We start from the raw sequence: 13,247 nt of genomic DNA, 5'->3' as shown, positions 1-13,247 counted from the left end.
GCTTCGGGCTTATGGCGGATTTGGCATGGTGGGTTGCTGCGTGCCGGCGGGCTCCGTCGTGCCAGCGGTGGCGTCATCGAACAGCGTTGCGGGCAGCGCCGGCAGGCCGGCGGCGCGGCGCGCAAGTTCCAGCGCACCCCACAGCGGCGCCTCGTCGGCGAAGTGCGCGCGGACGAGCATGGGCGGGAACGGCACCAGGCGATCCATCAGGCCGGACAGCGTCGCTTCGAACAGTGCGAACTGCCGGTTGATGCCGCCGCCGATGGCGATGCGTTCCACGTCCAGCGCGATGGCCAGGTTCACCAACTGCGCGGCCAGCGCATGCACACGGCGCTTCAGCTCGTGGCGAATCTTCGGATCCTCGCTGGCGAACAGGTCTTCCGCGCGGCGGTCTTCGCCGAGCGCCTGGCGCGCGAGCGCATCGAGCGAGGCGCCGGAGAACGCGCTTTCCATCGGCGCCACGCCATCGCGCCAGCCGCGCCAGTGCTCGGGTGTCTGCGTGCTATCGGCGGGAGTGAGCTGGTAGCCGATCTCCAGCGCTGCGCCATTGCGGCCGCGGTAGACCTCCCCGCCGATCATCGCGGCTGCTGCCAGCCCGGTGCCGACATTGAGGTAGAGGCTCGGATCGCTGCCGCGCAGCGCACCCCAGGCGTGTTCGGCGAGAGCGCCGGCTTTGACGTCGTTGTCGAGGGTGATGCCGGTCGAGGCGAAGGCCGCGGCCAGTTCCTCGAACAGGTTCAGGCCTTCGAGACCCGGCGTGTTCGGGGCCAGCAGCAGGTGCTGGCCGCGCATGACGCCGGGGAAGACTGCGGCGATGCCCAGCGGCGGCGTGTCGTTATCGAGCGCGAGTCCGCGCTTCACGCCATCGATAAGGCGATGCAAGGCCGCGGCGCCGCGCTGGTTCGGCGCATGCGTTTCCAGGCGGCAGCGGCGCAGCGCGCCCGAGGCCGGATCGTAGCTGGCCGCCTGCGTCTTGGTGCCGCCGACGTCGATGGCCAGCAACATGCGCGCGGGCGGGAGGGAGGCGCGGTGATTCATGCATGCTCCGTGCGCAGGCCGTGCATGCGCGACCACAGCCGGTGCGCGATCGAACCCAGCAGCAGCCAGGCAAGCGACCACTGGATCGGATATGCGCCCGGCGCGTTGGCGTTGGCGGAAACGTAGATGTAGCTCCAGCCTGCCAGCGCGATCAGCGCGGGGATCGGATACAGCCACATGCGGTAAGGACGCCGCATTCCGGGACGCCGGCGGCGCAGTGCGAACAGCGCGGCGATCTGCGCGATCGACTGCACCAGGATCATCACCGTGGTGAGCAGCTGGATCAGTGTGGTCAGCGAGGTCGCGCGTCCGACGGCAAAGCCGAGCGAGGTCAGCACGCCCATCGCCAGCAGGCCCCAGGTCGGAAAGCCCAGTCGCGGATGCAGTCCGGCAAAGGCGCGGAAGAAGACCCCGTCGCGTGCCGCTTCGTACGGCACGCGCGAGCCGCCGAGCACGCCGGCGAACACCGAGGCGGCGCAGGTGACCAGGATCAGCACGGTGACGATGCGCGCCGCCGTGGTGCCCCAGGTCTCGGCCAGCACCACCGAGGCGATCGAGTTATAGGCCGGCGAGCTGGTGTCCAGCATGCGATGCCAGTCGACCACGCCGAGCATGCCGACCTGCATGGTGAAGTACACGACGAACATGCCGAGGATCGAATAGACGATCGATGCGGGCAGGATGTGGCCCGGGTTCTTCAGTTCCGCGGCGATATAGGCGGTGGTGTTGTAGCCGAGATAGTCGTAGGTGCCGATGGTCAGGCTGCCGGCAAGGCCCAGCCAGAACGCGACGCCGCCGAGGTCGAAGGCGCCGGGCGGCAGGGTGAACGCGCGTGCAGCGTCGAAGTGAGTGAGCGAGGCGACGATCAGGCAGCCGATGCTGGCCAGCATGATCGCCCACAGCACGATGCCCAGCCGGCCGATCGAGCCCGTGCCGCGCCACAGCGCCGCGATGGTCAGCCAGATCAGCGCCAGCCCCAGCAGATGCCCCTGCATCGAGGTCATGCCCGGCCACAGCCAGCCCGTGTACTGCACGAAGCCGATCACGCCGGTGGCCATGGTCATCGGGATGAACAGCATCGCCGTCCATACGAACAGGAACGGCAGCAGGGTGCCGGTGCGCTTGCCGAAGGCCTCGCGCAGATAGACGTAGGTGCCGCCCGAACCGGGCAGGGCGGCGCCCAGTTCGGCCCATACCAGGCCGTCGCACAGGGCGAGCAGGGCGCCGAGCAGCCAGCCCAGGCAGGCCTGCGGGCCGCCCATCACCGCCACCATCGCCGGGATGGTGATAAACGGGCCGGCGCCGCACATCTGGCTCATGTTGAGCGCGATGGCTGCGGGCAGGCCCAGCAAGGGCTTGAGCCGGGGCGCGTCGGGAAGGGGCGAGGTCGGGTCTTGCATGTGCTCGGGAGGCTCCGGGTACAGCAAACGACTGGCTGGAATAGCCCGCTGGCAGGTTGGGCCAGGGCAAGCAGAACACAGGATTTCTATTAATTCAAGTTGAAGAAATTAATTGCCGCGGGTGTAGTCTGGCTCCGGAATCGCGCCAGGCCGGGCCGTTCCGCTTCGAACCGCCCGTAAAATGCCCAGGCGCCCGAACCCCGCACGGAACAAGCCCCAGTCAGCGATGCACACTTCGTCCCGGTCCAACCGGCCCACCACGGGCACCAACCTCGAGCACGCGCGCCTGCATAACCGCCGGGTGGTGCTGGAGGCGATCCGGCAGGCAGGACGGCTGACCCGGGCGGACCTCACCCGACTGACCTCGCTCACGGCGCAGACCATTTCCAACATCGTGGCCGAGCTGGTCGCCGAGTCGATGCTCACCACCCACGCGCCGGAAAAGACCGCGCGCGGGCAGCCGCCGATTCCGCTGTCGATCAATCCGGACGGCGGTTTCTCGGTCGGTTTCCATGTGGAGCAGCACCAGGTGCTGGCGGTGCTGCTGGATCTGAAAGGCAGCACCCGCGGCCGCCGCGTGCACGCGGTGAGCTATCCCAGCTTCGCCGACGCACTGCCGCTGCTGGCCGGCACCGTCGAAACCTTCCGCGCCAACCTGCCCCCGGACCGCCTGCTCGGCATCGGCATCGCCTTGCCCGGCCCGTTCGGCGTGGAAGGCATGAGCGCGGTCGGCCCCACCAGCATGCCGGGCTGGGACGACGCGGCCAGCCTCGCGCGCCTGCGCGAACTGACCCGGCTGCCAGTGCTGCTGGAGAACGACGCTACCGCGGCGGCGATGGGCGAGCGCCTGTACGGCGTCGCCGGGGGCCTGCGGGATTTCGCCTATCTGTTCTTCGGGCACGGCCTGGGCGCGGGTTTCTATCTCGACAACCGGCTGTACTCCGGCCACTGGCGCAATGCCGGCGAAATCGGCCACGTCATCGCCGTGCCCGACGGCAAGCCCTGCTATTGCGGCAAGCGCGGCTGCCTGGAGCGCTACGTCTCCGGCGCTTCGCTGCTGGAGCATCTCGGCATCGGTGTCGACCAGAACCTGATCGACGTGGATATCGCCGACCCGCGCCACGCCGCCGGCATCGAGCGCTGGCTGGCCGAAGCGGTGCCGGCGCTGCGCCATGCGGTGAACGTGCTCGAATCCCTGCTCGATCCGGAGACGGTGCTGGTGGGCGGCACCCTGTTCGACGACATCCTGCGCCGATTGATCGACGCGGCGTTTCCACTCCATCCCTCGGTAAGCGCGCGGGCGGACCGCGGCCACGAACGCCTGCGGCTGGGCACGGCCGGCCCGGATTGCGTGGCGCTGGGCGCGGCTGCGCTGGTCGTGCTGGCGGAGCTGAGTCCCGACTACCAGGCGCTGTTGAAGGCCTGATCCATGGCGCCGGCGCGTGCGCGACCGGCCGCCTTCATCGCATGAACTTGCCGCGCCCATTGCGCAAGCGAGGACACGCATCCTGCGCCGTGCCGATGCACCCTGAGGCAAGCCGTGCGGCCGGAACGGCCCGTCTCATGGCCAATTTACCCCCCTGCCGTCAGTCTCATTGACTGCCCGGCAATTTCGGTTCAATAATGAGAATGATCGTTCACTCTTGATCTGTCGCCTCCCCATGCGACGGCGACCGAGGTCTTCTCATGTACTCAAAGCGTATTTTCTTGCGCGGTCTGGCCCTGACGGTCCTGGCCGCCTCTGTCCTGGCCCTGGTCGCCTGCAAGGGCCAGCAGGCCGCTCCACAGCAGGGCGGTCCCGCCGAAGTGACGGTGGTGACGCTCAAGCCGCAGGCGGTCACCGTGACGCGCGAATTGCCGGGGCGCACCAGTGCCTTCCAGATCGCCGAAGTGCGGCCGCAGGTGAACGGCATCGTCAAGCAGCGCCTGTTCGAAGAGGGCGCGCTGGTGAAGGCGGGGCAGCCGCTGTACCAGCTCGACGACGCGGTGTATCGCGCGGACAACAACAATGCCAAGGCGGCGTTGGCGAAAGCGAAGGCCGCGCTGTATTCGGCCCAGCTCAATGCCAAGCGCACGAGCGAGCTGGCACGCATCGACGCGGTCAGCAAGCAGGACGATGAAACCGCTACCGCAACATGGCGCCAGGCCGAGGCCGACGTCGCCGCGGGGCAGGCGCAGGTGGAAAGCACCGGCGTGAACCTGGCCTTCGCGCGCATCGTGTCGCCGATCACCGGACGCATCGGCAAGTCCGCGGTGACGCCGGGTGCGCTGGTCACCGCCAACCAGGCCGAGCCGATGGCGCGCGTGCAGCAGATGGATCCGGTCTTCGTCGACGTCACCCAGTCCAGCGGCGAGCTGCTGGACCTGCGCAAGCGCATCGCCGCCGGCTCGCTGAAGGAAGCCGGCGGCACGCCGGTGAAGATTTTGCTGGAAGACGGCAGCACCTATGCGCACGACGGCAAGCTGCAGTTCGCCGACGTCAGCGTCGATCCCGGCACCGGCAGCTTCGCGCTGCGCGTGATCGTGCCCAATCCGGAAGGCGTGCTGCTGCCCGGCATGTATGTGCGCGCCGTGCTCGACAAGGGCAGCAATCCGCGCGGCATCCTGGTGCCGCAGGCAGGCATCTCGCGCGATCCCAAGGGCGGCGCCACCGCGATGGTGGTGGACAAGGACGGCAAGGCGGCGCTGCGCGAAGTGCAGGTCGGCCGCACCGTCGGCGACCAGTGGCTGGTCGAGGGCGGCCTCGCGGCCGGCGACCAGGTCATCGTCGAAGGCCTGCAGACGATCCAGCCCGGCATGCCGGTGCACGCCAGCGAAGCCGGCGCGCCGGCCGCCGCGGCTGCCGGACATGTGTCCGCGGCGCACTGAGGACACCGACCCATGGCACGCTTCTTTATCGATCGCCCCATCTTCGCCTGGGTGATCGCCATCATCGTGATGCTCGCCGGCGCGCTGTCGCTGCTGCGCCTGCCGGTGTCGCAGTATCCGGTGATCGCGCCGCCGCAGGTGACGATCAACGCCAACTACCCCGGCGCCTCGGCGCAGGCGGCGGAAGACTCGGTGACGCAGATCATCGAGCAGAACATGAAGGGCCTGGACGGCCTGCTGTACATGTCCGCCACCAGCGATTCCGACGGCTCGGTGCAGGTGACGCTGACCTTCGAGAACGGCACCAATCCCGACATCGCCCAGGTGCAGGTGCAGAACAAGCTGCAGCTGGCCACGCCGCTGTTGCCGCAGATCGTGCAGCAGCAGGGCATCAACGTGGTCAAGTCGAGTTCCGGCTTCCTGATGGTGGTCGGCTTCGTGTCCCAGGACGGCCGCCTGGACGGCGAGGACATCTCCGACTACGTCACCGCCCACCTGGTGGACCCGCTCAGCCGGGTGGCCGGCGTGGGCAATATCGAAGTGTTCGGTTCCAAGTACGCCATGCGCATCTGGCTGGATCCGAACAAGCTCGACACGTACAAGCTGACGCCGCCCGAAGTGGTGGCCGCGCTGCGTGCGCAGAACCAGCAGGTGGCGGTCGGCCAGATCGGCGGCAATCCCGCGGTGAAGGGCCAGCAGATCAATGCCTCGGTGATCGCGCAGCAGCGCCTGCAGACGCCGGAGCAGTTCCGCCAGATCGTGATCCGCAGCAACACCGATGGCTCCGTGCTGACCCTGGGCGAGGTCGCCCGCGTCGAGCTGGGCCTGCAGGACTACGGCTCGGCCAGCAAGTACAACGGCAAGTCGGCCACCGGCATCGCCATCTCGCTCACCTCCGGCGCCAACGCACTGGCCACGGCCGAACGCGTGAAGGCCGCGCTGCAGCAGATGGAGCCGACTTTCCCGCGCGGCGTGAAGTCGGTGATCGCCTTCGACACCACGCCCTTCGTGCGGGTGTCGATCGAGGGCGTGATCACGACCCTGCTCGAAGCGATCGTGCTGGTGTTCCTGGTGATGTACCTGTTCCTGCAGAACTTCCGCGCCACCCTGATCCCGACCATTGCGGTGCCGGTAGTGCTGCTGGGCACCTTCGGCGTGCTGGCCGCGATGGGCTATTCGATCAACATGCTCACCATGTTCGCCATGGTGCTGGCGATCGGCCTGCTGGTCGACGACGCCATCGTGGTGGTGGAGAACGTCGAGCGCGTGATGAGCGAGGAAGGCCTCTCGCCGCTCGAAGCCACGCGCAAGTCGATGTCGCAGATCACCGGCGCGCTGGTCGGCATCGCCCTGGTGCTGTCGGCGGTGTTCGTGCCGATGGCCTTCCTGAGCGGCTCCACCGGCGTGATCTACCGGCAGTTCTCGGTGACCATCGTGTCGTCGATGGCGCTGTCGGTACTGGTGGCGATCGTGCTGACGCCGGCGCTGTGCGCCACCTTGCTCAAGCCGATCGCCAAGGGCCAGCATGCTTCGGATCGCGGCTTCTTCGGCTGGTTCAACCGCCGCTTCGACCAGGGCACGCGCAAGTACCAGGGCGCGGTGGGCGCGATCATCGCGCGCGGCCGGCGCTTCCTGCTGGTGTTCGTGGCGATGAGCGCGGCGATGGTGGCGGTGTTCCTGCGCCTGCCCACCTCGTTCCTGCCGATGGAAGACCAGGGCTTCCTGTTCACCATGGTGCAGACGCCGGTGGGCGCGACCACCGAGCGCACCGCCCGCGTGATGGGCCGCATCGAACAGCACTTCATGGCCGACCCGGCGGTGGATTCGGTGTTCTCGGTGCTCGGCTTCAGCTTCGCCGGCAACGGCCAGAACGCCGGCATGGCCTTCGTGCAGCTGAAGGACTGGAGCGAGCGCCACGGCAAGGACATGAGCCTGGATGCGGTGGCCGGCCATGCCATGGGCGCCTTCGGCCAGTACAAGGATGCGATGGCCTTCGCCTTCGCGCCGCCGGCGGTGCCGGAGCTGGGCAACTCCGCCGGCTTCGACTTCTATCTGAAAGACAACAATGGCCTTGGCCACGAAGCCCTGGTGGCGGCGCGCAACCAGTTCCTGCAGGAAGCCGCGCAGAGCAAGCTGCTGGCCAACGTGCGCGCCAACGGCCAGGACGACACGCCGCAGTTCCGTATCGATGTCGATTACCAGAAGGCCGCGGCGCAGGGGCTGTCGATCGGCGACCTCAACGACACGCTGAGCATGGCCTGGGGCGGCCAGTACATCGATGACTTCATGGATCGCGGTCGCGTCAAGCGCGTGTTCGTGCAGGCCGATGCGCCGTTCCGCATGGCGCCGGAGGATTTCGAGAAGTGGTCGGTGCGCAACGCCGCCGGTGCGATGGTGCCGTTCCGCGCCTTCGCCAGCACGCGCTGGGATTTCGGTTCGCCGCGCCTGGAGCGCTACAACGGCGTGTCGGCGATGCAGATCAATGGCGAGGCCGCGCCGGGCGTGAGCTCGGGCGACGCCATGGCCGAAGTCGAGAAGCTGGTGGCGAAGCTGCCGCGCGGCGTCGGCCTGGAATGGACCGGGCAGTCCTACCAGGAGCGCGAGGCCGGTGCGCAGGCGCCGATGCTGTACACGCTGTCGGTACTGGTGGTGTTCCTGTGCCTGGCGGCGTTGTACGAGAGCTGGGCGATTCCCACCGCGGTGCTGCTGGTGGCGCCGCTGGGCATTCTCGGCACGGTGCTGGCGGCGACCTTCCGTGGGCTGGATCGCGATGTCTACTTCCAGGTGGCGATGCTCACCACGGTCGGCCTGTCGAGCAAGAACGCCATCCTGATCGTGGAGTTCGCCAAGGAGAACCTGGAGAAGGGCATGGCCCTGCTCGACGCCACCTTGCTGGCGGTGCGCATGCGCCTGCGTCCGATCCTGATGACCTCGCTGGCCTTCGGCCTGGGCGTGCTGCCGCTGGCGCTGGCCAATGGCGCGGGTTCCGGTGCGCAGCGCGCGATCGGTACCGGCGTGCTCGGCGGCATGGTCGCCGGCACGGCGCTGGGGCTGTTCTTCGTGCCGCTGTTCTTCGTGGTGGTGCAGCGCGCGTTCGGGCGCAGGAAGCGCATTGCCGTGAGCGGCGCGGCCGTCGCCGGAGACAGCTCGCATGAATAAGTCTTTCCTTTTGATTTGTGCAGCGGCTCTGGCCCTGGGCGGCTGCGTGAGCCTGGCGCCGAAGCTGCCGGCCGCGCAGCCGGATGTGCCGGCGGCGTGGCCGCTGCCCGAGCACGCGGACGCAGCGGCGACGGGCGCCACGCAAGGGCGCGCAGCCGACATCGGCTGGCGCCAGTTCTATGTCGACCCGCGCCTGGCCACGCTGATCGAGCAGTCGCTGCGCAACAACCGCGACCTGCGGGTCGCCGTGCTCAACGTGGAGAAGGCGCGTGCGCAGTACCGCATCCAGCGCGCCGATCGCCTGCCCTCGATCGCCGCCACCGCCTCGCTGCAGCGCGCCGGCGGCAGCGGCCAGCCGCCGGGGCAGGTGGGGCAGCAGTACCGCGCGGAGCTGGGCACCACGGCCTTCGAGCTGGATCTGTTCGGTCGCGTGAATTCGCTGAGCACCGGTGCGCTGGAGCGTTACCTGGCCCAAGGCGAAGCCAGCCGCAGCGCGCAGCTGAGCCTGATCGCCGAGGTGGCCAATGCCTGGCTGACCCTGGCGGCCGACCGCGAATCGCTGAAGGTGGCGCAGGCCACGCGCGAGACGCAGGAGGCTTCATTCAAATTGACTGAACAACGTCACGCGCTCGGTGCGGCATCGAGCCTGGACGTGAGCCAGGCGCAGACCACGGTCGAATCCGCCCGAGCCGACATGGCGCGCTACACCGGCCAGGTCGCGCAGGACGTCAACGCACTGCGCCTGCTGGCGGGCGGTGCGCTGGACGAGGCGCTGCTGCCGTCGGGCCTGGGCGACGACGCCAGCATGCTCGGCGCGCTGCCGGCGGAGCTGCCGTCCGAGGTGCTGCTGCGCCGTCCGGACATCCTGCAGTCCGAACATCTGCTGCGCGCGGCCAATGCCGATATCGGGGCGGCGCGTGCGGCGTTCTTCCCGTCCATCCTGCTCACCGGCAGCGTGGGCTCGGCCAGCGGGCAGCTCAACAACCTGTTCGACAGCGGCACGCGCGTGTGGAGTTTCGCACCGCAGATCAGCCTGCCGATCTTCCAGGGCGGCCGCCTGCGCGCGCAGCTGGCCGGCGCCAAGGCCGACCAGCAGATCGCGCTGGCGCAGTACGAGCAGGCGATCCAGGCCGGCTTCCGCGAAGTGGCCGATGCACTGGCACTCACCGGCACCCTGGCCGGGCAGCGCCAGGCGCAGGAGGCCCTGGTCGGCGCGGCAGCGCGCGCGGACGAACTCTCGCGTGCGCGCTACAAGGCCGGCAAGGACAGCTACCTGGTGGCGCTGGACGCGCAGCGCGCGCTGTACGCCGCGCAGCAGCAGCTTATTGCGACGCGACTGGCCGAGCAGACCAATCGGGTCACTTTGTATAAAGTGCTCGGAGGCGGCTGGAACGAACGCAGCCCTTGATCCCGACAGCTCATGACCCGTGACGAGAAAATCGACGAAGCATCCCTGAGCCCGCGCGCCCGCGAGCAGCGCGAGCGCATCCTGGTCGCGGCCCAGCACTGTTTCGTCAAGTACGGCTTCCACGCCGCCAGCATGGCCAATATCGCCGAGGCGGCGGCGATGAGCGCAGGCCTGATCTATCGCTACTTTCCCAATAAGAGCTCGATCGTGCTGGCCATCATCGAGCGCCAGAGCGAGATGGAGCTGGAAGACATCCGCGCGCTCAGCGCCTCGACCGATCCGGTCGAGGCGCTGATGGAATGCTTCGTGGAATGGAGCCGGCCCCGCCCCGACATGCGCATCATGAATGCCGCGCTGTTCCTAGAGACCAGCGCCGAAGCCACCCGCGACAAGCAGGTGGGCAAGGCGATCCATCACGCGGACGAGCTGGCCTGCGCGGAGTTTCGCCAATGGCTGGAGCAGCCGGCCGAGCAGGGCGGCATCGGCATGTCCACCACGATCAGCGAGCGCCGCTCGCTGGCCATGATGCTGCTGATCGAGGGGCTGGCGGTGCGTGCCGCGAGGGATCCCAAGCTGGATACGCAGCTGCTGCGCGAGGCGCTGGCGGAAGTGGTGCCTTATCTGATGGGCGAGTGACGTAGAGCCCCTCTCCCTCCGGCGACCCGAAGGTAGTCCCCGTGAGAAAGAGGGGTTGGAGTGAGGGTTCGGGCGGAGCGCAAGGGCGATGTGTGCCGCTCCGCCCGAACCCTCATCCGGCTGCCGCCACCTTCTCCCGAAGGGAGAAGGGCTCCAGCTTGGAACGGTGAGGTGATCCCCTCTCCCACCGGCGACCCGAAGGTAGTCCCCGTGGGAGAGAGGGGCAGGGGTGAGGGTTCGGGCGGAGCGCAAGGGTGATGCGTACCGGTCCACCCGCAGCTTGAGGATTGCAGCAGCAATCGCCAAGCTTGGCCTCCGCCATCGAGGAGCCATGCCGTGGACTGGGTCGACCTGCGCAGCGATACCGTGACCAAGCCCACCCGCGCCATGCGCGAGGCCATGCTGCTGGCCGTGGTCGGCGACGACGTCTACGGCGAGGACCCCACGGTCAATGCCCTGCAGGCGAAGCTGGCGGATGAGCTGGGCTTCGAGGCGGGCCTGTTCGTGCCGACCGGCACGCAGTCCAACCTGCTGGCGTTGATGGCGCACTGCGAACGCGGCGACGAATACCTGGTCGGCGCCGACGCGCATACCTACAAGTTCGAGGGCGGCGGTGCGGCGGTGCTGGGTTCGATCCAGCCGCAGCCGATCCCGCACGACGCCGACGGCACGCTGCCGCTGGACAAGCTGGCGGCAGCGATCAAGCCGGTCGATCCGCATTTCGCGCGCACCCGCTTGCTGGCCTTGGAGAACACCTGGCACGGGCGCGCCTTGCCGCTCGACTATCTGCACGCGGCGCAGAAGTTCGCGCGCGAACGCGGGCTGGGTTTTCATCTCGACGGTGCGCGGCTGTTCAACGCCGCCGTGGCGAGCGGCGTGCATGCGCGCGAGATCGCCGGCTTGTTCGATACGGTGTCGGTCTGCCTGTCGAAAGGCCTGGGCGCGCCGGTCGGTTCGGTGCTGCTCGGCCCGGGCGCGCTGGTCGAGAAAGCGCGGCGCTGGCGCAAGGTCGCCGGCGGCGGTTGGCGGCAGGCGGGCATGCTCGCCGCGGCGGCCATCCATGCGCTGGATCATCATGTCGCGCGCCTTGCCGAAGACCACGCACGCGCGGCCACGCTGGCGACGCGGCTGGGCCATCTGCCCGGCGTGAAGCTGCTGGGCCATCACACCAACATGGTGTTTGTCGACGTGCCGGCCGCGCGCCTGCGCGAGCTGGATGCGCATCTGCGCGAGGCGCAGGTGCGCATCAGCATCGGCTATCTGCCGACCTTGCGCCTGGTCACGCACCTGGACGTGGACGACGACGGCCTCGAGCGCGTGGTGGACGCGTTCGAGGCGTTCTTCACCGCCAGGAAGTGACCGGCGTAGGTTGGGGTGAGCGCCAGCGAACCCCAACGTCGGTGCATTCGGGAGCGGCTGTTGGGGTTCGCTGGCGCTCACCCCAACCTACGTCGTCCGTCAGCCCGCGGGCCGGTCGAAGCGCTTGATGAAATCCCGCACCTGCGGATACACCACCTCGCGCCAGCGACGGCCGCTGAAGATGCCGTAGTGGCCGGCGCCTTCGATCACCTTGTGCGCGCGGCGGTCGGTGGGGATGCCGCTGCACAGCGTGTGCGCCGCCTCGGTCTGGCCCAGGCCGGAGATGTCGTCCAGTTCGCCTTCCACCGTGAGCAGCGCGCTCTTGGTAATGGCGGCGGGCGTCACGCGCTCGCCGCGCACGTCCCACAGGCCGCGCGGCAGCAGGAATTGCTGGAACACGGTGTGGATGGTGTCGAGGTAGTACTCCGCCGGCATGTCCAGCACGGCGTTGTATTCGTCGTAGAACTTGCGGTGCGCCTGGGCGTCGTCCAGGTCGCCGCGCAGCAGGTCGAGATAGAAATCCCAGTGCGAGTTCAGATGGCGGCTGGGGTTCATCGCCACGAAGCCGGCGTGCTGCAGGAAGCCGGGGTAGACCTCGCGGCCATGGCCGGGATAATTCGGCGGCACGGTGTGGATCAGGTTGCCCTTGAACCAGCTCAGCGGCTGCGTGGTGGCAAGGCTGTTGACGCCGGTGGGATTGCTGCGCGGCTCGATCGGGCCGCCCATCATGGTCAGGCTGAGCGGGGTGGTCTCGCCGCGCGCGGCCATCAGCGACACCGCGGCGAGCACCGGCACGGTCGGCTGGCACACCGAGATCACATGCAGACGATGCGCACCGATATGGCGGATGAATTCCTGCACGTATTCGACGTAGTCGTCCAGACGGAACGTGCCCTGTTCCTTCGGAACCATGCGCGCATCGACCCAGTCGGTGATGTACACCTTGTGGTCGCGCAGCAGGGTGCGCACGGTGTCGCGCAGCAGGGTGGCGTGGTGGCCGGACAGCGGCGCCACCACCAGTACCGACGGCTCGTTCTTGAGGCGCTCGATGGTGTCCTGGTCGTCGCTGTAGCGCTTGAAGCGCTTCAGTTCGCAGAACGGCCTGGCCAGCACGGTGCGCTCGACGATGGCGATGTCCTGCCCGTGCGATTGGATCTGGTGGATGTCGAAGGCCGGCTTCTCGTACTCCTTGCCCAGGCGATGCAGCAGCTCGTAGCCGGCGGCCATGCGCTGCGCGCCTGGCACCTGGGCGAACGGGCTGGACGGATCGCTCAGCATCTTCGCGCTGGCATCGGCGTAGTGACTGAGCGGGCCGAGGAAGGCGCGCTGCCATTCGTGGATCTGATAGAGCATGGCTTGGGGAAGACGCGGGCGGAAAG

Annotated in this window: 9 protein-coding genes; 6 read left to right on the top strand and 3 right to left on the bottom strand. The window is 68.4% G+C overall.

What is annotated here, in order from left to right; translation table 11 throughout:
* Positions 1–9: 9 nt before the first annotated feature.
* Positions 10–1,038, bottom strand: a complete 1,029-nt coding sequence (locus BM172_RS17225; protein WP_081805189.1) for an ROK family protein — start codon at positions 1,036–1,038, stop codon at positions 10–12.
* Complete coding sequence (locus BM172_RS17220; RefSeq protein WP_026635632.1) at positions 1,035–2,438, bottom strand: APC family permease; 1,404 nt, start codon at positions 2,436–2,438, stop codon at positions 1,035–1,037. The genes BM172_RS17225 and BM172_RS17220 overlap by 4 nt, the downstream gene beginning before the upstream one ends.
* A gap of 226 nt (positions 2,439–2,664) precedes the next feature.
* Between BM172_RS17220 and BM172_RS17215 the strand changes: the two genes are divergently transcribed.
* The 6 genes from BM172_RS17215 (at position 2,665) to ltaE (ending at position 11,868) form a co-directional block, all read left to right on the top strand.
* Positions 2,665–3,864 (top strand): ROK family transcriptional regulator, encoded by a 1,200-nt coding sequence (locus BM172_RS17215; RefSeq protein WP_026635633.1) that lies wholly within the window; start codon positions 2,665–2,667, stop codon positions 3,862–3,864.
* A gap of 260 nt (positions 3,865–4,124) precedes the next feature.
* Positions 4,125–5,306, top strand: coding sequence for an efflux RND transporter periplasmic adaptor subunit (locus BM172_RS17210; RefSeq protein WP_026635634.1), 1,182 nt, complete (start codon positions 4,125–4,127; stop codon positions 5,304–5,306).
* A gap of 12 nt (positions 5,307–5,318) precedes the next feature.
* Complete coding sequence (locus BM172_RS17205; protein WP_026635635.1) at positions 5,319–8,465, top strand: efflux RND transporter permease subunit; 3,147 nt, start codon at positions 5,319–5,321, stop codon at positions 8,463–8,465.
* Positions 8,458–9,873, top strand: coding sequence for an efflux transporter outer membrane subunit (locus BM172_RS17200; RefSeq protein WP_026635636.1), 1,416 nt, complete (start codon positions 8,458–8,460; stop codon positions 9,871–9,873). The genes BM172_RS17205 and BM172_RS17200 overlap by 8 nt, the downstream gene beginning before the upstream one ends.
* Before the next feature lie 12 nt (positions 9,874–9,885).
* Positions 9,886–10,509, top strand: a complete 624-nt coding sequence (locus BM172_RS17195) for a TetR/AcrR family transcriptional regulator (protein WP_026635637.1) — start codon at positions 9,886–9,888, stop codon at positions 10,507–10,509.
* 336 nt (positions 10,510–10,845) lie between these two features.
* A complete protein-coding gene (gene ltaE, locus BM172_RS17190; protein WP_026635638.1) occupies positions 10,846–11,868 on the top strand; it encodes a low-specificity L-threonine aldolase in 1,023 nt (340 codons plus the stop codon).
* 99 nt (positions 11,869–11,967) lie between these two features.
* Here the strand turns inward: ltaE and BM172_RS17185 are convergent, their stop codons facing one another.
* A complete protein-coding gene (locus tag BM172_RS17185; RefSeq protein WP_026635639.1) occupies positions 11,968–13,221 on the bottom strand; it encodes a polyhydroxyalkanoate depolymerase in 1,254 nt (417 codons plus the stop codon).
* Between the last annotated feature and the right edge of the window lie 26 nt (positions 13,222–13,247).

It is taken from the genome of Dyella marensis, from assembly GCF_900112865.1.
Classification (GTDB): domain Bacteria; phylum Pseudomonadota; class Gammaproteobacteria; order Xanthomonadales; family Rhodanobacteraceae; genus Dyella_D; species Dyella_D marensis_A.
This window is presented reverse-complemented; position numbering and strand designations above follow the sequence as displayed.